Source organism: Microbulbifer sp. ABF4_143 (assembly GCF_056160225.1).
The window spans coordinates 37,329-55,324 of sequence record NZ_JBSWWT010000005.1; the positions used below are offsets into that span (position 1 = coordinate 37,329).

Consider the following 17,996-nt stretch of genomic DNA (forward strand, 5'->3'; position numbering starts at 1 on the left):
ACCAGCAGAGGTTACCACCGGAGTCGCTCGGGGCACAGCAGTCTTTGTACACCTCACTACAGCGACCGCAACTCAAAAATTAACTTTCGGCTATTGACTCACCTATTAACTTACGGTTACTGTACGCCCAACAACCAATAACCAGGGGCGACCAATGCACACCGCCAGCAACCTGAGACCACTGGCCCCGCGCCAAGCCGAGGCACTCACCCACCGGGCCCACGGCCTCTCCAACCCCGAGACCGCCCAGGCCATGCAGTGCTCAGTGACCAACGTCACCAACCTGCTGGGGGAATGCTTTTTCAAATTGCACGCTCGCAACAGTACCGAAGCGGTCGCCAAGGCCATCAAGCACGGCTTTATCCAATTCGTCCTGGCGGCCACCGTCATCGTCGGCGCCGGTCCCGATTCCGGCGACCTGCTGCGCACCCGCTTCCAGCGCCGCCCCACCGTTAGAACCATCCGCATCCGGGAGAACCTGGCATGAGCACCGCAAGCAAGCGCACTGCCATCGCCGCCAAGTGGCGCCGGCAGAACCCCAAATACGCCGGCGGCGTCGTGGTGATATTCCAGGGCGAGGTCTCCGGCTGGGTCAACGAGCTGCGCGACCCGCAGAACTGGGAGCCCGGCTGCGTCGCCGTCGACGAGCTCGGCAACCAGTGGCAGGCCCGCGGCGGCGACCCCTACAACGGCGCCGAGCGCTGGGAACCCATCCACACCGAGGAGAACCAGGCATGACCGTGTACCTGCACCCCACCGCCATGACCCAGCACACCATCCAGCGCCTGCAGCGCCGCACCGGCCGCATTGCCGTGGTCGAGAACAACGGCCGCCGCGTGCGCCTGGTGCCGCCGAAGCCGCAACTGGCCCCGCCGGCCGTCAACAACGACTGGCCGCCCTTTGGAGGAGACGCCGCGTGAACACCGACACCTTCACCCAAGCTGCCCGCAGCGTGGAAACCCTGCTCAAGGTTGCCAACGGCAATACCGGAGCCAGCCCAGTCGCCGCCCAGGTACTGCTCAGCGCCTACGACAGCTACGAGTTCACCGTGCCTGTGGCAGACCTCTGCCTGCTGGATGCCGACAACTACGAGCACGCCCAGCGCGTCATGAGCCTGCGCTACCACGGCTGCGCACCGCAGCGGGTAGTCCCCCACGGCGAACAGAAATTCCAAGCACTGCGCGAGGACTGGGCGCACCTTAAGACCCAGCGAGTGGAGGTGGCGGCGTGACAAAGGAAACCTTGAGCGGATTTTTCGCCCCGGCACTGAGCGTCGTAATTGAGCTTTCCACAGACTCGAGCGCCGCAGCAGAACCCTGGATCGTTTCCAGCATCGAGCACTCAAGCAAGCACTCCATGCCCTGCGCCGATCTGGACGACGCCATCTACTGCGCGAAACGGCAAGCAATAGCCATGTTGGGAAAGCATGGCCTTGATGCGCCGAAAGACGAACCCCTGCACGACTACAGCGCCCCCGCCTTCCTCGAAGCCGGCGCCAAGCACATGCGCGACCGCGCCAGCCTGCGCGACGCCCCCGATGGCGAACGCTCCATGGCCAAGACCGTGGCCGCCTTCAACGCCCTCTACGGCAAACGCCTGACCGAAGAAGAGGGCTGGATGTTCATGGTCCTGCTCAAGCAGGCCCGCGCAAGCCAAGGCAAATTCGTCCCCGACGACTACGAAGACGGCGCCGCCTACTTCGGCCTCGCCGGCGAAGCCGCCGCAAGAGAAAGAGCCGGGGAATGAACGAATTCTCGCAGCTGCTACAGATCGTCGAGGACCTGCAGGCGCACGCCCGCATCCAGCAGCTGCAGATTGAAATACTGCGCGAACACGTCGCCGAGCTCACCGAGCAGCTGTACGGCCACGCCGAACCACCACCAGCAGAGGACCAGGCCGCATGAGCGAGATAAAACTCACCATCAACCAGGCCGCCCGACAACTGGGCATCGGCAAAAACACCCTGCTCGCCAAGCTGCGCGAGGCCGGCTGGCTGCACGCCACAGGCCCCCTGCGCAACGCGCCCACCAAAGCCGCCACCGAGCAGGGCCTGCTGCACCCCACGCAAACCCAGTTCTACCGCGGCCCCGTTCGCGTGCAGTACACCACCGCCCTGGTCACCGCCAAGGGCCTGGTGTGGATCCAGGACCTGCTGCAGCGCGAAGCCGAAGGCGCGGCCAGCGCCAGTTAACCACTCACCACCAACGTACGGACAGCGAAATGCAAAATCTCAACATAAAAATCCCCGGCAAAACCATCAGCATCGACACCAACGGCGGAGATATCTCCATCGCCCTCGACGCCGATCAACTGCCCACCGCCGCCAATAGCGCACTGGAATGGAGCGACACCCTCCTGGAGGGCGAAACCGTCACCTACGAAGATGCCGAGAAAGCGGTTGCCGATCTCGGCGACGGCTGGCGCATGCCCACGGTCGATGAGCTCGCAACCCTGGTCGACCGCACACGCCACGACCCGGCCATCGACACCGGAAAATTCCCGGATACCCGCAGCTGCGCTTACTGGACCAGTACACCCTGCGTCTGGAATAAAGAGGCTGCTGTTTGGTGTGTCCTTTTCGGCAGCGGCAATGTCGGCAACTTCCGCCGCTACTCCTTCGCCTGTGTTCGCGCGGTGCGCGCCGGTCAGTAGTTTTGATTTTTTGATTTAAAGCAACCCGAATTTACCCCGCGCCTCAGGCGCATCAGTCAGAAGTAACCGTCTCGGGCCGCCGGTACGGGGCCCATTTTTAACCGGAGAAGACAATGGAAACCGAAGCCCTGCAAACCACAACTGAAAGCGCCGAACTGGAATGGAGCGAAACGCTCCTGAACGGCGAGGACGTTACCTACGAAGAAGCTGACAAAGCCATTGCCGCCCTCGGCGATGGCTGGCGCATGCCGACCCGGAAGGAGCTGGAATCGCTGGTGGACACCAGCCGCTACAACCCGGCCATCGACACCGAGAAGTTCCCCGACACCAAAAGCGACTGGTACTGGACCAGCACACCCTGCGCCTGGAATGACGCTGCTGTTTGGTGTGTCACTTTCTACGGCGGCGATGTCTACGACGTCCGCCGCAGCGGCCTCGCCTGTGTTCGCGCGGTGCGCGCCGGTCAGTAATTTTTGATTTTTGATTGAATGCCATGACGACTCGCCAACTGCCAGAAATCGCCAAGAAATCGGAACGCCTGCTCATTGAAATCGAGCAGGCTGTCCGCGGCTTTGCGCGCTACCACAAGTACACGCTGGGCAGCGAACTGCGCACCCAGGCCATGACGGTGCTGCGCATGTGCCATCGCGCCTGGCGGGACCGCGGTCGTCAGTCACAATGGGTATCAGAGCTGATCTGGGCCATAGACGAACTGAAACTGAGCCTGCAACTGGGCAGCCAGCTTCGCGCCTTCAAGAGCTTCTCGCAATTCGAGTCGCTGATCCGCAACGCCGAGGAAGTCGGCCGCTGCGCCGGTGGCTGGAAGCGTCAACTTCACCGAAAGAGCCAGAATCCGGAGGGCCAAGGCCACCCGGAGCGTGCTCAGATACTGAGTGGCCGCGCCGCCTCTACCAGTTATGTGGGGGCCAAAGGATGACGACGCACAAAATGACCCGGCTCGCCAATGGCAAGAGAACCCCGACGTACACCGTCTGGCAATCGATGAAAAGGCGCTGTCTCAACCCAAACGCACAGCACTTCGACAGGTACGGCGGCCGGGGAATCACCGTCTGCCCGCGTTGGCTCAGTTTTGAGAATTTCCTCGCGGATATGGGCGAGCGGCCACCGGGCACGACGCTGGATCGAATCGACAACGACGGACACTACGAGCCGGCGAATTGCCGGTGGGTGTCGCGCAAGGCGAACTCGCGCAACCGGTCGGACAACCGCCTCCTCACCTACAACGGTCAGACCAAAACCTTGGCGGAATGGGTGGAATCCAGCGGGCTCAGCCTTGCCACTATCCAGGGGCGCGTCCGGATGGGATGGTCCGACGAGAAGATATTGGCAACGCCCACCCGGGCGCGCTCGGGCAATCGGGTACTGACCATCAACGGGACCAGCAAACCGCTAGCCCAATGGTGCAAAGAACTTGGCCTCAGTGCCCGCACAGTGCGCCACAGAATCGCCAAGCAGGGCATGTCCCCAGAGGCAGCCCTCGGGCTGATTTGACAGGAGCGAGGAAGCTGATGAATACTGTAGGCACTCTCAAAACCGTTGGCGGTTTCCGCCCCAGCCCCGTAAGCGCTGGTTTTTTTGTGCCTGCAGTATCGTCCTGCGTAGTACGGCCGAGTTATGGCCGGGTGGACAACGGGGAATACAAGACCCTTCGGGGGAATATCCGTGGCGGCTCCAACGGGCCGAGAGTGACACCCGGCCACCAGTTCTCAGCTGGTGGCCGTAATATCTCAAAACCGTTGGAGGCATTTATGCCGACTTACGCCCAAGGTGCGTCCGGGGCATTCCGGCCGCGCAGCCCGCATATCCGCTCTGTCGACGACCTCAGCTTCACCTCTCGCGATCATCTCGGCCGTATCAACTGGTGGGATGTCACTCCACCCAAGACCGACTACTGGCATGCCCACGAAATGCTTGGGCGTGCCTACGGCTTCGAACTGCTCGATCTGATCCACAACCCCGACAAAGACTACGAGCTAAGCGAGCACACCCTCGCCTTTATCCTCGCGACCATTGCCCGCCAACGCCATGTCAATGACGGCCTGCCCTTTGGCTTCTTCGAAGTCATTTCCGAATACCTGATCAGTGGAGATACACCACGATGAATAACAACGACGGCTTTGACTGGCTGGATGAGGTCCAGCGCAAGAGATACGAACCCGCCCCCAGCCTGAAAACCCTGCTGGTGGAAGCCCTGCTGTGGGCTGTAGCGATCGTCGGCCTCGGTTACACCCTGGGGAATATCGCGTGAGCATGAACAAGAAATCGCGGCAGCCGAGGGGCAAACACATCAACAGCCTGCTGCGCGGCCTGCGCCTGATCGCCATGGAGAGCAATGGCCTCGAGGACGACGGCACGGCAAAGCTCGGCATCGACGCCAGCCTGCCCACCATGCGCACACTGGCCCGGCTCGGCAACGCCGACCACCTGATCCGCAGGCTGCAGCACAACTGGTTGGTGATGGTCGTGGTCATCATCCAGGACTGGCGCGGTGACATCGATGCCGCGCACCACTTCTTCATCGGCAAGGGCCAGCGCATCAACGACCTGGCCGCAGACGTACAGCCGGTACTGGAGAAGGTCCGCGACGGCGTCAACGAGAAATTCATTATCGATTGGGGCTGGATCGCCGAGATACTGCCGAACAGCCGCCAGGACCAGAAGCAGGACGACGAGGCCTATATGAACCGGGCCGAGGAATACCTGCAGGTTTTTATACAGAACCGGCACCTAAAGCCGAATAGAAAACAGGGAGAAGCCGCATGAGCTGCAACTGCATGGATACCGTTCTGCAGAAAATCGAGAAGAAGGTGCGCGACGACACTAAAAAGCTGATCGTCCCGGGCACCATCAAAACCCGTTGGCAGGGCCAGACGCTGGGGATCGACCTCAAAACCGGCGGCGTCATCAAGGAAGTCGTGCTGTCCGCGAAGTGCACCATGCGGCTGTACAAGAATGACGGTACACAGGCCCTGCGCGATACCACAAAAGAGGTACAGGTGCGGATGAGCTACTGCCCTTTCTGCGGCGAGAAGTCCGGCCAAGAGCAGGAGGAGGCAGCGTGAAAGAGCGCCCAATACCGTACAGCGCCCCGATGGTGCGCGCCCGCCGCGCAGGGCTGAAGGCGAACACGCGGCGGCTGATAAATCCCCAGCCAGAATGGCGAGAGCGCGGGGAGCTAGCATGGTGCGGCATCCCTATTGACGCTGGCTGGCAATGGAAAGAGCTATGTGGATGGCCCACCGATGCCGAACTCGCTATGGCGATGAAAAAACATTGCCCACACGGCCATCCCGGTGACCGCCTGTGGAATCGCGAGCCCTGGCGCACGCTGGCCAAGTTCGACAGCCTGCCGCCGCGCGACGTACCGCAGGATGCGCCCATCTGGTACGAAGCCGATGGCCCGGCCCCGGAAGAGTTCGGCCGGTACCGGCATGCTCGTTTCATGTGCCGCTGGATGAGCCGCGGCCTGGACGAAGTCACCAATGTCCGTGTCGAGCGGCTGCAGGACATCAGCGAAGAGGATGCGGTTGCGGAGGGCATCCACCCGTACCAGAGCGGCTGGAGCAATGGGCTGATGGGGCCGTTCTCGCACCCGATCCTCGCGTTCGCGGACTTGATCGATTCCGTCAATGGGCCGGGCACCTGGGATCGGAATGACTGGGTTTGGGTAGTCCAGTTCAAGGTTCTGGAGGTGCAGTGATGGCATGCGAGTACATCCAGAACAACTACAACGTCCCCGCCTGCATCGGCCGCAGGGTAGAGGTCAACGGCAAGCCCGGCGTGATCGCTGAGGACCGAGGCCACTATCTCGGCGTCAACTTCAATGTCGACAAGCCCGGCGTTATTGCCAACTGCCACCCGACCTGGCGAGTGAAATATCTCGACATGGGCAAGGTGCGCAAGCTAACCAGGAGCCAGCAACGCTACCGTCGTTTTCTGGAGTATGGCGACTGCTTCGATAGCTTTCTGGATTTCTGCCGCTGGGATGCCGAAACGCATCGGGAGGTACAGAGATGACCATCCTCCCTATTTACGCAGCCTCCAAACGCGCCAGGCCCTGGATCGCCTTCGGCCTCTGGCTCGCGCTGGTAGCGATCGGCATCGGAATTTATCTACTGGCCAGCTGAAAACGAGAACAACAATGCACTCCAAATTCCGCACACCACCACAGATCGGCTTTAACTTCGGCGAGCTGGTGATTGACAGCTTCGCCGGCGGCGGTGGTGCCAGTACTGGCATCGAGGCAGCCTTGGGGCGCCCCGTGGATATCGCCATCAACCACGATCCCCAGGCGATCGCCATGCACACCATTAACCACCCGCAGACGCGCCACTACTGCGAATCCGTGTGGCAGGTGGACCCGCGCGAGGTCTGCCAGGGCCGCCCCGTGGGCTTTGCCTGGTTCTCGCCAGACTGTACCCACCACAGCAAAGCTCGCGGCGGAAAGCCGCGCAGCCGCAGGGTGCGCGGCCTCGCCTGGAATACCCTGAAATGGGCGGGACTGGTGCGCCCTCGCGTTATCGGTCTGGAAAACGTAGAAGAGTTTGAGGATTGGGGTCCGCTCACCCGCAGCCAACGCCCCTGCAAGAAGCGCAAGGGGCTCACCTTCCAGAAATTCGTCAGCCAGCTGCAAGACCTTGGCTACACCGTTGACTGGCAGCAGCTGCGCGCTTGCGACTACGGTGTCCCCACTATCCGCAAACGCCTGTTCCTGGTGGCCAGGTGCGACGGCCTACCGGTCGTATGGCCGGAGCCGACCCACGGCCCCGGCCTGCTGCCCTACCGCACCGCCGCGGACATTATCGACTGGAGCATCCCCTGCCCCTCGATCTTCACCCGCAAACGGCCACTGGTCGAGAACACCCTGCGCCGGATCGCCCGCGGCATACAGAAATTTGTCATCGACAACCCGACACCGTTTGTCGTGCCCGAGCATGCCAACGTGGTCCAGCTGGCGCCCTTCCTGACAGAGCACGCCAACGGCTCCGGGCAGCGGGTATTCAGCGCGGAGGAACCCCTGCGCACCCAGGTCGCCAGTATCAAGGGCGGGCACTTCGCCCTGGTGTCTGCATTCCTCGCGAAACACTACGGCGGCAACTACACAGGCGCCGGGCAGAGCCTGGGCCAGCCTGTAAGCACCATCACCACCAAGGACCACCACGCCCTGGTCAGCGCATTCCTGATCAAGTACTACGGCACCGGAAGCAACTGCCACGGCCTTGACCAACCGCTCTCCACGCTCAGCACCAGAGACCGGATGGGCCTGGTAATGGTTCGCGGCGAACCCTATCAGATTGTCGATATCGGCATGCGCATGCTGGAGCCGCACGAGCTGTATGCAGCCCAAGGCTTCCCAGCCGATTACATCATCGACCGCGACGCCACCGGGGCAAGGATCACCAAGGAACAGCAGGTGGCCAAGTGCGGGAATTCCGTCTGCCCACCAGTCGCCGAGGCGCTGGTACGGGCCAATATGCAAACCGCCGCCATGCCGGTACCGGCGGCCGCGTGAGGTACGAAGAATGAAACAGCTCAGCATCTTCACCAGCTGGATCGACTACAAGCTGCAGCAACCGAAGGACGGCGAGAAATTCCTCCACTACTACGTGATAGAAGATCCGGAAGATTCGATATCCCAGAACGCGCACCTGCAGTACGACGACCGCACCCTGGTTGGCCCCATCGTCGGCACCTATCGGCGCAAATTCTACGAGGACGGCACCTACCGCACGCCGGCCTTCTGGCAACCCATTGAACCGCTTCCCGCCATAGCCGGAGACAGAACATGAGCAACATAAAATCGACAGGTGACGTAATGACCGACCGACTGATCCCCATCAAAGACGTGGTCGAACTGGTGTCCATTTCTCCGGCCACCATCTACCGCATGCGCCAGCGCCGAGAGTTCCCCGAACCAGCGGTAACGTCCGGGCAGATCGTCCGCTGGCGCCTCAGCGACATCCAGTACTATATCCAGCACGGCGAGCCGCCCACCCAGGACGCCACCACCCTGAAGCAACCGGCCTAGGCCGGTTTTTTTCTGTCTGTCCGGTTTGTCCCTGTCAGAAATATAGGCAGAAACTCTAACCGTATTCTAACCAAATTCGGGAATTCTGTTGGTTGGAGCTGGGCAGAATGAGAGAGGTTGAAACAGGAGGACCAGCCGAAGGCAACCGTCAAAACCTTAATAATATCAATGACTTGATGGCAGTTGAGAGAGGTTGAAAACGGAGGAAGATGGTAGACCCGAGCGGACTTGAACCGCTGACCTCTGCCATGTCAAGGCAGCGCTCTAACCAACTGAGCTACGGGTCTGCATTGCTTTTGCAATTCTGCAGCGGGGAGCCCCTTGCTGCGAAGTGCGCGAACTTTAGCACCGGACTTTAGTGTTTTCAACAACTTAGTGAAGATTTCGCCCGGAAAAAATTGATCGCGGCTCCACCCCGCCCCGCGACCTTGGGGGCGGCTCCACAAAAGGCAAGGCGAGGAGCCCGCCACCAAAACCCGCCCACACTAGCCCCCCTCTTTCAGGCGGGCGATTTCGTCGCGCAGCTTGGCGGCGGTCTCGAACTCCAGGTTCTTGGCGCACTGGTACATCTGCTCTTCCAGCTCTTCGATACGCGCCCAGCGCTGCTTGTCGGACAGAGGCACCTTCTCCACCTTGTAGGCACCCTTCCCTTCCGCCACCTTCCTGCGCGACTTCGGCACGCCGGGCGCAACGGCGCCCTCCAGGATATCGGCGACGCTCTTGCGGATGCCCTGGGGCGTGATACCGTGCTCGGCGTTGAAGGCCAGCTGCTTGTCGCGACGGCGCCGGGTCTCATCCAGGGCGCGCTGCATCGAGTCGGTGACCCTGTCCGCGTAGAGGATCGCCCTGCCCTCGAGGTTGCGCGCGGCGCGGCCGATGGTCTGGATCAGAGAGCGATCGGAGCGCAGGAAGCCCTCCTTGTCCGCATCGAAAATGGCCACCAGGGCCACCTCCGGCATATCCAACCCCTCGCGCAAAAGGTTGATCCCCACCAGCACGTCGAACTCGCCGATGCGCAGATCGCGAATGATCTCGACCCGCTCCACGGTATCGATATCCGAGTGCAGATAGCGCACCCGCACCCCGTTCTCGTCCAGGTACTCGGTCAGGTCCTCTGCCATACGCTTGGTCAGCACGGTGATCAGGACCCGCTGATCCGCATCCACACAGCGGTGGATTTCCGACAGCACATCGTCCACCTGGGTCGAGGCCGGGCGTATCTCCACCTCCGGGTCCACCAGGCCGGTGGGGCGCACCACCTGTTCCACCACCTGCCCCGCATGCTCCGCCTCATAGGGCCCGGGAGTCGCGGACACGAAGATGGTCTGCGGCGCCAACCGCTCCCACTCCTCGAACTTCAGCGGGCGGTTGTCCAGCGCCGACGGCAGGCGGAACCCGTATTCGACCAGTGTCTCCTTGCGCGACCTGTCGCCGCGGTACATGCCGCCTATCTGCGGCACCGTGACATGGCTCTCGTCGATAAACAGCAGCGCGTCGTGGGGCAGGTAGTCGAACAGCGTCGGCGGCGGCTGCCCGGCATCCCGCCCGGACAGGTAGCGGGAGTAGTTCTCGACGCCGTTGCAGTAACCCAACTCCTGCATCATCTCCAGGTCGTACTTGGTGCGCTGTTCCAGACGCTGGGCCTCCAGCAGCTTGCCGTTGTCGCGCAGCTGCTTCAGGCGCTCGCGCAGTTCCTCCTTGATCTGGTCGATGGCCTTGACGATGGTCTCCCGCGGCGTCACATAGTGGGACTTCGGGAAAATGGTGATGCGCGGCACCTTCTTCAGCTGCTCGCCGGTCAAGGGGTCAAACAGCGTAATCTCCTCTAGCTCCTCATCGAACAGGGACAGGCGCACAGCCTCCAGATCCGAGTCCGCCGGGTAGATATCGATAACGTCGCCGCGCACCCGGTAGGTGGCGCGGCGGAAGTCGGTATCGTTGCGGGTGTACTGCAGTTCGGCCAGGCGGCGCAGAATCGTGCGCTGGTCCACCAGGTCGCCGCGGTCCAGGTGCAGCACCATCTTCAGGTACTTGTCCGGGTCGCCCAAGCCGTAGATGGCGGATACCGTAGCCACGACAATGACGTCGCGGCGCTCGATCAGCGCCTTGGTCGCGGACAGGCGCATCTGCTCGATATGCTCATTGACCGAGGCATCCTTCTCGATAAAGGTGTCCGAGGAAGGCACATAGGCTTCCGGCTGGTAGTAGTCGTAGTAGGAGACGAAATACTCCACCGCATTCTTGGGAAAGAACTCCTTGAACTCCCCGTACAGCTGCGCCGCCAGCGTCTTGTTGTGCGCCATGACTATCGCGGGGCGCTGCAGTCGCTCGACGATATTGGCCATGGTGAACGTCTTTCCTGAGCCGGTCACGCCCAGCAGCGTCTGGTGGCTGAGACCGTCCTCCACTCCCTCCACCAACTGCTCTATCGCGGCCGGCTGGTCACCCGCCGGACTGTACTTGCACACCACCTGAAAAGGACGCGACTCCATAGCTCCACCGCCGTAACCATGCTGAAAGGCAATCCGCGATTGTAGGTTCTCACCGGGGCCGCCACAAATACCCGCGCCAGGCAGCGCAAATTCCGGCGCCACCGGCGCCCCAGTGTCGCATTTTTAATCAACCGGGCAGCAGAATTAAACTGCTGACAAATCAATGAGTTAAAGTGCAAAAAAGGGGTTGACCTGCACCGCCCCCCTCTATAAGATACGCGCCATCTGAACGGCACGGCACACAAGCCAGCCGGAAAGAAATTCCGCCTTAGCTCAGTTGGTAGAGCAAATGACTGTTAATCATTGGGTCGCTGGTTCGAGCCCAGCAGGCGGAGCCAAATAAAAGCCCTCGGCGCGAGCCGAGGGCTTTTTTCGTTTTGGCCCCAGACGAGTCGGCACCAACAGACCTGGCCCCCACCCCGGATACAAAAAGCCCCACCGATTTGGTGGGGCTCCATCTTCTTCCAGCCGAATAGCGGACCGATACTAGCGGCGGACACTGTCCGTCGACAGTGGCAGTCGCTCCACCCGCCCCACTTTCTGAACAGGCGCCGCCTCACGCTGCTGCGTCCAGACCACATCCACCAGACTGTGCTTGGGCGAATAGTCTTTCACCGCCTCCAACAGAATCTTGTGCACCCGCTCACAATCGTGCTGGCTGCAAGCCTCGCGCAACTCGCCAACCAAGAGTTGCAATTTTTCGCTGCTGAGACGCTCCTCTTCGGCGCGCATAATCATCGGGTGATCCGTACCGGATACATTGTCGCCGAGCAGCAGCTCCTCGTAGAGCTTCTCGCCGGGACGCAGCCCGGTGATCTGGATTTCGATATCCCCATCGGGGTTTTCCTCGTCCCGGACCGTGTGGCCCATGATCTGGATCAGGCGCCTGGCCAGATCATAGATACGCACAGGCTCCCCCATATCCAGCACAAAAACATCGCCGTTGCGCCCCATGGAACCCGCCTGCAGCACCAGCTGCGCCGCCTCGGGAATGGTCATAAAGTAGCGCGTCACCTTCGGGTGGGTCACTGTCACAGGGCCGCCGGCATTGATCTGGTCCGTAAACAGCGGGATTACCGAGCCGGATGAGCCCAGCACATTGCCGAAACGCACCATACAAACGCGGGTCCTGGCGAAGCGGCGGCCAAAGTCCTGACAGATCAATTCGGCAAAGCGCTTGGTCGCCCCCATCACATTGGTCGGGCGCACCGCCTTGTCGGTGGAAATAAGGACAAACTGCTCCACACCGAAAGCCTCCGCCGCCTCCAGCACAGACAGGGTGCCGAGCACATTGTTGTCGGCCCCCAGCACGATATTCTGCTCCACCAGCGGTACATGCTTGTAGGCCGCCGCGTGGTAGATGGTGTTGACTGAGAAGCTCTCGATGATTTCCGCCATACGCGCGCGGTCGCGGACATCCCCGAGCAGGGCGGTCACCTTCAATTGCTGCCCCTCGTCCTGCTGCTGCTGGTAGAGCTCGCGCTCAATCTGGTAGAGGGCATACTCGGAAGACTCCACCATCACCAGATGTGCCGGCCCCCAGTGGGCAATCTGCCGGCACAGCTCGGAACCGATGGAGCCGCCGGCGCCGGTGACCAATACCACCTTGCCGCTGATGGACTCGGCGATCAGCGTTTTTTCCGGCTCCACCGGCGCGCGGCCGAGGATGTTTTCGTAGATCTGCGATACATCGGACACCCGGCCCGCACCGTCTACCAACTCCTCCACCCCCGGGATCACCTTCACCACCAGACCGCGCTCGCGCAGCCCGCGGGTGATCTCGCGGCGGCGGCGCTTGGGCACGCCGGGCATAGCCAGCAATACCTCGGCGATATCCCGCTCGGCGACAACATCGAGAATATCGCTCGGGTTGTATACCAGTACGCCGTCGATCAGCGTGTTCTGCTTGGAGGCATTGTCGTCGAAGAAGGCCACCGGCTTGTAGATCTCGCCGTGCATCAGGGCCTTGTACATCTGCAGGCCCGCCGTACCGGCACCGTAAATGGCGACGCGGGTCTTGTGGATCTCCAGCGCCATCTGGTAGTAGATGCGCACCAGCCAGCGGGAGCCGCCCACCGAAATAAGGGCAAAGCACCAGTAGATAACCGGCACCGAGCGCGGCACGCCGGCGAAAGTCAGGTAGGAGGCCACCGCGAGCACCACGGCAGATGCCGTGACCCCCTGCAACACCGCGACAATAGCCTGCTGGCCCATATAGCGAATCACGGTCCTATAGAGGCCCAAACGGAGGAAAATAAAACTGCTGGATGCGAGGGTGAGGCCGAGGCAGATCAGCATTTCCGACTCCAGGGCCGGAGACAAGCCGTTGACCCGGATCGCGACCGCCATCAGGAAGGCGAGGCTCAACATCAACAGGTCGAATAGGAGCATCAATACCGGCTTGTGATGTTTTTGTACCGCCCGCCAGATGCGTTTCACTTGATTCCCCAAAATTCCCCCCGGCCGAGATTGCCCAGCACCATCGATATAGTTCGACCTGTCAGGCCAGGCCCAGTGCCACGAGAGCCAGCGCCAGTATAGACATGCTCAGCATAAATCCCAGCTGCCAGCACAAAGTTTTTTTCACCCCAAAGCGCAGCGCGCTGCGCTGGTAGATATGTTCTCGGTGCGCCTCCCACCAGCGCTTGCCCGCCAGCATGCGGCGCAGCAGCGTCAGCGTCGCGTCCAGCCAGAAGGGCGCGAACACCAGTGCGGGCACCAGAAGGCCGAAAGCGCCCCGCTGCCAGCCGTATAGGCTGACCGCCACCACCGCCAAGCCGAGGGTCGTGGACCCCGCATCACCGAGGAAAATCCTCGCCGAGGGCCAGTTGTAGCGCAGGAAAACCAGGGCGCAGACCACCAACAGCGCGCAGACCCCGGCCAGATCCCCCTGCCCGCGCAGGGCGCAGACCAGGCCCAGCGCAGTAAAGCCGATCGCTGTCATACTGCCCGCCAGGCCGTCCATGCCGTCCATGAAGTTGTACAGATTGATCATCCATACACCGCACAGCAACAGCAGTGGATACCACCACCAGATCAGCGCCTGCGGCAGAGCTGTGAGTACCAATGCCACCGACAGCAGGTGAATCGAAAAGCGCACCCGCGCGGATACGTGCCCCAGGTCGTCGGCGGCGGAAACCGCCAACAGCAAGGCAAACCCGGCGAGCAGCGGCAGAGGCAGGGAGACGGGGCTCGCCAACAGTGCCACCACACAGCCGGCCACCAGCGCCCAACCCCCGGTACGCGGAACCGGCGTCTGATGCATGGAGCGGTGATTGGGCAGGTCCAGTGCGAACTCGCGCATATTCGACAGCAACAGCGCTGTCAGGCCATAGCTGACCGCCGCCGCAAGTACAATGGGGGGCAGCCACCCACCCAACAATTCGGTCACGATCCCCCCCGCAGGAACTGAATGTAGCGCCCCTCGGCTCTCCAGGGCAGCGCACTGCGCAAACGTGCCGCACTATACAGCTCGCTCTGCTCCAGCTCCAGTAGAGTCCGCGCGACAGGCAGGCCCCGCAGCGGGCGCAGCAGCGTGCCCAGCAACCGCGTCAGCCGCTCACTGGCCCTGACGCGCTCACCGGTCAGCGCCGAGACGATACCGGCCAAGTCGTAGTAATTGGGCTCCGCGGCGATATATACCTGCCGGTCGCAGTGCTCCGCCTGCGCCAACAATACGATCGCCCGCACCAGGTCCTCCAAGCCGATAAAGCTGCGCCGACCACTGGCGGGCAGTAGCGGTGCCAGGCGTCCGAAGCGGCGCAGTCGCCGCCGCCAGCGCCCGGCCCTGCCGCCGCTTTTTGGCGATTCCCCACCGTAAACGGACGCGGGGCGGATAAGGTTGACACGGCAGCGGGCCGGTTCGCCGAGCAGCTGCCGCTCGCCGAGCCACTTGCTGTAACCGTAGGCGTCCGATGCCGGGGTGCCGGCATCCTCATCCGCGACCCGGCCGACCGGCGGGCGCACCGCTTTTACACTGGAGAGATAGGTGAAGGACTCCGCGCCGGCGCCATCGGCACAGCGCAGCAGCTGCAGCGGGCAATCGCTGTTCAGCCAGCGCGCCAACGCCGGCCGGCGCGCGCACTCGGAACGACTGGCCAGTCCGGCCGCGTAGATGACTCTGTCCCCGGCCTGGAAAATGGAGGAGAAATCGGTGCCGGCCGACAGGGATAGCGACAGATGGTCGCAATCGTCCGGGCCGCTGGGCGCACGGGACACGGATAGCACCCGCTGTCCCGCGGATCTCAGGCGAAGACACAGCGCCTCGCCGATATAACCAGTGCCGCCCAATACAACCCAACGCGCCATCTGCCGTGCTACCCAGTTTTGTTCTTTGCCCGGACACTAGCCGACAGGCACTTACAGTACTGCCGACTGTGTCCGGATTTTTACCTCAGAGCTGAATCCTGTCGCGATTCTTCTCCAGAGTGACCGTTCCTATACCCTTAATTTCCAGCAGTTGCTCAACCGAAGTAAAGGGGCCCTTTTCCTCGCGGTATTTTACGATCATCTCCGCGCGCGCGGCGCCGACTCCCTCGAGCTTCTCCGCCAGTTCCTCGGCGGAGGCTTCGTTCAGGTTGACCGTAACCGCGACCATCTGTGTGGCATCTGCCTGTGTATCCTCGGCGAGCGCCTGGGCGGAGGAGAAAACCAGCAACAGGGCGGCGAATACAAAGGTGAGAGGTGTGCGGATAAAGTTCATAGCTGACTCCATGTGAAGATCCATTGTTTTCACACTGGGACTGCTGTTACTTCCCCAAGCCGCGCCACTTTACCAGTTCACCGCGCCCCTTTGGCCACTAATTGATTACACGCTATTACACGGAAAATGGTTCCCTACCCTCGCGCGCCGGTCTCCGCCAGTATCTGTTGCAGAGCCGCCATGGGGTCGGCCGCGGCGGTGATCGGCCGGCCGATCACCAGGTAGTCCGCGCCCCAGTCCAGCGCCTGGGCCGGAGTCACTATGCGCCGCTGGTCGTCGGCGGCGGCCCCGGCCGGGCGAATCCCCGGAGTGACCAGTGCAAAGCCCGCACCACACTGCCCGCGCAGGGCCCGCGCCTCGCGCGCAGAGCAGACAACACCGTCCAGGCCGCAGTCTTGCGCCAGCGCGGCCAGGGCCAGCACCTGTTCGTCCAGCGCCCGGGTTACCCCGATGGCCGCAAGTTCTTCCGGCGCCGTGCTGGTCAGAACGGTCACCCCGATCAGCAGCGGCCTGTTGTCGCCGAACGGCCGCAGCGCCTCGGCGGCCGCCTCCATCATGCGGGTGCCGCCGCTCGCGTGGACATTCACCATCCACACCCCCAGTTCGGCGGCCGCAGCCACCGCCTTGGCCACCGTGTTGGGGATGTCGTGGAACTTGAGGTCGAGGAACACCTGGAAATTGCGGGAGACGAGATCCCTGACGAGCTGCGGACCGGCAACGGTAAACAGCTCCTTGCCGACTTTGACGCGGCACAGGGAGGGATCCAGCTTATCCGCCATGGCCAGCGCGGCCTCGGCGCTGTCGTAATCCAGCGCCACGACGATCGGGGAAGAAACCTGGGATTGCAAAACTATACCTCTTTAATCTGCCGCCGCTCTGGCGACGCGGAAAATGGGATTGCGCGGCCTACTCCCCCTCGACACCCTTCACCGAGCGCACCGAATCCCAGTGCTTGCAGCTCGGACAGAGCCAGTGGAGCTGATTGCCGGAGAAGCCGCAATTGTTGCAGCGGTAGTGGGGGCGGCTCGCGATCAACTGGTCGATCAGGGTCTTGAGCAGCGACAGATTTTCCCGCGCCCTGCCCTGGGTGCTGTCGATATGCAGGTCGAGAAAATGTCCCAACCCGCGCAGCGAAGGACGCAGAGCCAGCTGCTTGCCCATAAAGGCCGCCGCCGCGGCCTCGCTCTGCTGGTGGTGAATCCGCTCGGTCAGAGCGATCAGCACGCTGTTCGACGGGTGCTCGCGCAGCAGGGACTCCAGATAGCGGTCCAGCCCCTTTTCGTCCCCCACCGCCTCGTAACAGGTGATCAGCAGCTCGAGAATCTCGGGAATATAGTCCGGATTCTGTTTCGGAATCCGCTGCAGGACCTTGATCGCTTCGCGCGGGCGGCCGAGCAGGTATTCCAGTCGGCCCCAGAGCAGGTTTGCGCGCACCGAGTTGCGATCGTAGCCGAGCGCCGCATCAATATGCTTGCGCGCACTCAGGTAGTCCTTGCCGTTGATCGCCTCCTCGGCGAGTTCGCAGCAGAAGTGCGCCTGCACCGGCGCCCACTCCGGTGAAAGGCGCTTGAAGCGGCGGCCGTGCAGCAGGTTTACCGCGTGAATCGCCTTGGCCCATTCGCGCTCATCCCGGTAGACCTCCACCAGGTGTTCGAGACTGGTATTGCGCAGCTCGGAGGAAGTTTCCACCAGTTCCTGCAACAGCCGCTCCGCGCGATCCAGCCAGCCGGCGGCGATATAGTCCCGGGCCAGCTCCAGTTGCGCCTTCTGTTGGCTGGCACGCGCCAGACTGGGGCGCGCCAGCAGATTCTGGTGCACCCGTATGGCCTGATCGTGCTCGCCGCGCTTGCGCAGCAGATTGCCGAGCGCCAGGTGGGTGTCGAAGGTGGCGCTGCTGACTTCGAGGGAATCGATAAACTTATCGATGGCGTCGTCGTGGCGCTCGCTCAACAGATAGTTGAGCCCCTGCGCGTAGGAGCGCGCCAGGGCCTGCTGCTGATCGCTGCAGTCCGTTTTCTTTCTGGTGCTGCGGCGCCCCAGCCACCAGCCGATGGCGATGGCCGCGAGCAGAAAAAAGAAAAAGGTTAGATCGACCATCTAG

The 17,996-nt window shown here is 62.2% G+C and carries 27 protein-coding genes and 2 tRNA genes; 21 read left to right on the forward strand and 8 right to left on the reverse strand.

Annotated elements, in window-relative coordinates; all coding sequences use genetic code 11:
- Nucleotides 1-154: 154 nt before the first annotated feature.
- The 20 genes from ACXAF3_RS05280 to ACXAF3_RS05375 all read left to right on the forward strand — a co-directional run bounded on the left by ACXAF3_RS05280 (nucleotide 155) and on the right by ACXAF3_RS05375 (nucleotide 8,701).
- The gene (locus ACXAF3_RS05280) at nucleotides 155-487 is read left to right on the forward strand and encodes a LuxR C-terminal-related transcriptional regulator (protein WP_475111245.1); all 333 of its coding nucleotides are present in this window, start codon (nucleotides 155-157) and stop codon (nucleotides 485-487) included.
- Nucleotides 484-738 (forward strand): hypothetical protein, encoded by a 255-nt coding sequence (locus tag ACXAF3_RS05285; RefSeq protein WP_475111246.1) that lies wholly within the window; start codon nucleotides 484-486, stop codon nucleotides 736-738. The genes ACXAF3_RS05280 and ACXAF3_RS05285 overlap by 4 nt, the downstream gene beginning before the upstream one ends.
- Complete coding sequence (locus ACXAF3_RS05290) at nucleotides 735-920, forward strand: hypothetical protein (RefSeq protein WP_475111247.1); 186 nt, start codon at nucleotides 735-737, stop codon at nucleotides 918-920. Before ACXAF3_RS05285 ends, ACXAF3_RS05290 begins: the two co-directional genes overlap by 4 nt.
- The gene (locus ACXAF3_RS05295; protein WP_475111248.1) at nucleotides 917-1,231 is read left to right on the forward strand and encodes a DUF7673 family protein; all 315 of its coding nucleotides are present in this window, start codon (nucleotides 917-919) and stop codon (nucleotides 1,229-1,231) included. The genes ACXAF3_RS05290 and ACXAF3_RS05295 overlap by 4 nt, the downstream gene beginning before the upstream one ends.
- Complete coding sequence (locus tag ACXAF3_RS05300; protein ID WP_475111249.1) at nucleotides 1,228-1,746, forward strand: DUF6378 domain-containing protein; 519 nt, start codon at nucleotides 1,228-1,230, stop codon at nucleotides 1,744-1,746. The genes ACXAF3_RS05295 and ACXAF3_RS05300 overlap by 4 nt, the downstream gene beginning before the upstream one ends.
- On the forward strand, nucleotides 1,743-1,904 hold the full coding sequence (locus ACXAF3_RS05305) for a hypothetical protein (protein ID WP_475111250.1): 162 nt from the start codon (nucleotides 1,743-1,745) through the stop codon (nucleotides 1,902-1,904). The genes ACXAF3_RS05300 and ACXAF3_RS05305 overlap by 4 nt, the downstream gene beginning before the upstream one ends.
- Entirely contained in the window at nucleotides 1,901-2,191 is a 291-nt protein-coding gene (locus ACXAF3_RS05310) for a phage antirepressor KilAC domain-containing protein (protein WP_475111251.1), read from the forward strand. Before ACXAF3_RS05305 ends, ACXAF3_RS05310 begins: the two co-directional genes overlap by 4 nt.
- A 29-nt stretch (nucleotides 2,192-2,220) precedes the next feature.
- On the forward strand, nucleotides 2,221-2,652 hold the full coding sequence (locus ACXAF3_RS05315) for an Lcl C-terminal domain-containing protein (protein WP_475111252.1): 432 nt from the start codon (nucleotides 2,221-2,223) through the stop codon (nucleotides 2,650-2,652).
- 113 nt (nucleotides 2,653-2,765) lie between these two features.
- Nucleotides 2,766-3,122, forward strand: a complete 357-nt coding sequence (locus ACXAF3_RS05320) for an Lcl C-terminal domain-containing protein (protein WP_475111253.1) — start codon at nucleotides 2,766-2,768, stop codon at nucleotides 3,120-3,122.
- 23 nt (nucleotides 3,123-3,145) lie between these two features.
- A complete protein-coding gene (locus ACXAF3_RS05325; protein ID WP_475111254.1) occupies nucleotides 3,146-3,589 on the forward strand; it encodes a four helix bundle protein in 444 nt (147 codons plus the stop codon).
- Nucleotides 3,586-4,164: a hypothetical protein gene (locus ACXAF3_RS05330; RefSeq protein WP_475111255.1), complete on the forward strand. Its 579-nt coding sequence runs from the start codon at nucleotides 3,586-3,588 to the stop codon at nucleotides 4,162-4,164. The genes ACXAF3_RS05325 and ACXAF3_RS05330 overlap by 4 nt, the downstream gene beginning before the upstream one ends.
- A gap of 257 nt (nucleotides 4,165-4,421) precedes the next feature.
- Entirely contained in the window at nucleotides 4,422-4,775 is a 354-nt protein-coding gene (locus tag ACXAF3_RS05335; RefSeq protein WP_475111256.1) for a hypothetical protein, read from the forward strand.
- Complete coding sequence (locus ACXAF3_RS05340; protein ID WP_475111257.1) at nucleotides 4,772-4,921, forward strand: hypothetical protein; 150 nt, start codon at nucleotides 4,772-4,774, stop codon at nucleotides 4,919-4,921. Before ACXAF3_RS05335 ends, ACXAF3_RS05340 begins: the two co-directional genes overlap by 4 nt.
- Nucleotides 4,922-4,923: 2 nt before the next feature.
- Nucleotides 4,924-5,436: a hypothetical protein gene (locus tag ACXAF3_RS05345; protein ID WP_475111258.1), complete on the forward strand. Its 513-nt coding sequence runs from the start codon at nucleotides 4,924-4,926 to the stop codon at nucleotides 5,434-5,436.
- A complete protein-coding gene (locus ACXAF3_RS05350; RefSeq protein ID WP_475111259.1) occupies nucleotides 5,433-5,735 on the forward strand; it encodes a hypothetical protein in 303 nt (100 codons plus the stop codon). Before ACXAF3_RS05345 ends, ACXAF3_RS05350 begins: the two co-directional genes overlap by 4 nt.
- A 194-nt stretch (nucleotides 5,736-5,929) precedes the next feature.
- Entirely contained in the window at nucleotides 5,930-6,373 is a 444-nt protein-coding gene (locus ACXAF3_RS05355; protein ID WP_475111260.1) for a hypothetical protein, read from the forward strand.
- Entirely contained in the window at nucleotides 6,373-6,690 is a 318-nt protein-coding gene (locus ACXAF3_RS05360; RefSeq protein ID WP_475111261.1) for a hypothetical protein, read from the forward strand. Before ACXAF3_RS05355 ends, ACXAF3_RS05360 begins: the two co-directional genes overlap by 1 nt.
- Nucleotides 6,691-6,814: 124 nt before the next feature.
- Nucleotides 6,815-8,185 (forward strand): DNA cytosine methyltransferase, encoded by a 1,371-nt coding sequence (locus ACXAF3_RS05365; RefSeq protein ID WP_475111262.1) that lies wholly within the window; start codon nucleotides 6,815-6,817, stop codon nucleotides 8,183-8,185.
- A gap of 10 nt (nucleotides 8,186-8,195) precedes the next feature.
- On the forward strand, nucleotides 8,196-8,462 hold the full coding sequence (locus ACXAF3_RS05370) for a hypothetical protein (RefSeq protein WP_475111263.1): 267 nt from the start codon (nucleotides 8,196-8,198) through the stop codon (nucleotides 8,460-8,462).
- The gene (locus tag ACXAF3_RS05375; RefSeq protein WP_475111264.1) at nucleotides 8,459-8,701 is read left to right on the forward strand and encodes a helix-turn-helix transcriptional regulator; all 243 of its coding nucleotides are present in this window, start codon (nucleotides 8,459-8,461) and stop codon (nucleotides 8,699-8,701) included. The genes ACXAF3_RS05370 and ACXAF3_RS05375 overlap by 4 nt, the downstream gene beginning before the upstream one ends.
- A gap of 210 nt (nucleotides 8,702-8,911) precedes the next feature.
- Here the strand turns inward: ACXAF3_RS05375 and ACXAF3_RS05380 are convergent.
- Both ACXAF3_RS05380 and uvrB read right to left on the reverse strand, forming a co-directional pair.
- A tRNA-Val gene (locus tag ACXAF3_RS05380) sits at nucleotides 8,912-8,988 on the reverse strand.
- Between the two features lie 198 nt (nucleotides 8,989-9,186).
- The gene (gene uvrB / locus ACXAF3_RS05385) at nucleotides 9,187-11,193 is read right to left on the reverse strand and encodes an excinuclease ABC subunit UvrB (RefSeq protein WP_475111265.1); all 2,007 of its coding nucleotides are present in this window, start codon (nucleotides 11,191-11,193) and stop codon (nucleotides 9,187-9,189) included.
- A gap of 262 nt (nucleotides 11,194-11,455) precedes the next feature.
- Between uvrB and ACXAF3_RS05390 the strand changes: the two genes are divergently transcribed.
- A tRNA-Asn gene (locus ACXAF3_RS05390) sits at nucleotides 11,456-11,531 on the forward strand.
- 148 nt (nucleotides 11,532-11,679) lie between these two features.
- Here the strand turns inward: ACXAF3_RS05390 and ACXAF3_RS05395 are convergent.
- The 6 genes from ACXAF3_RS05395 to lapB all read right to left on the reverse strand — a co-directional run bounded on the left by ACXAF3_RS05395 (nucleotide 11,680) and on the right by lapB (nucleotide 17,992).
- Complete coding sequence (locus tag ACXAF3_RS05395) at nucleotides 11,680-13,632, reverse strand: polysaccharide biosynthesis protein (protein ID WP_475111266.1); 1,953 nt, start codon at nucleotides 13,630-13,632, stop codon at nucleotides 11,680-11,682.
- A 61-nt stretch (nucleotides 13,633-13,693) separates the two neighbouring features.
- The gene (locus ACXAF3_RS05400) at nucleotides 13,694-14,584 is read right to left on the reverse strand and encodes an MraY family glycosyltransferase (RefSeq protein WP_475111267.1); all 891 of its coding nucleotides are present in this window, start codon (nucleotides 14,582-14,584) and stop codon (nucleotides 13,694-13,696) included.
- Entirely contained in the window at nucleotides 14,581-15,501 is a 921-nt protein-coding gene (locus ACXAF3_RS05405; RefSeq protein WP_475111268.1) for an NAD-dependent epimerase/dehydratase family protein, read from the reverse strand. Before ACXAF3_RS05405 ends, ACXAF3_RS05400 begins: the two co-directional genes overlap by 4 nt.
- An 85-nt stretch (nucleotides 15,502-15,586) precedes the next feature.
- On the reverse strand, nucleotides 15,587-15,907 hold the full coding sequence (locus ACXAF3_RS05410; protein WP_475111269.1) for a ComEA family DNA-binding protein: 321 nt from the start codon (nucleotides 15,905-15,907) through the stop codon (nucleotides 15,587-15,589).
- A 122-nt stretch (nucleotides 15,908-16,029) separates the two neighbouring features.
- Nucleotides 16,030-16,743: an orotidine-5'-phosphate decarboxylase gene (pyrF, locus tag ACXAF3_RS05415; protein WP_475111270.1), complete on the reverse strand. Its 714-nt coding sequence runs from the start codon at nucleotides 16,741-16,743 to the stop codon at nucleotides 16,030-16,032.
- Nucleotides 16,744-16,801: 58 nt separating this feature from the next.
- A complete protein-coding gene (gene lapB, locus ACXAF3_RS05420) occupies nucleotides 16,802-17,992 on the reverse strand; it encodes a lipopolysaccharide assembly protein LapB (protein WP_475111271.1) in 1,191 nt (396 codons plus the stop codon).
- Between the last annotated feature and the right edge of the window lie 4 nt (nucleotides 17,993-17,996).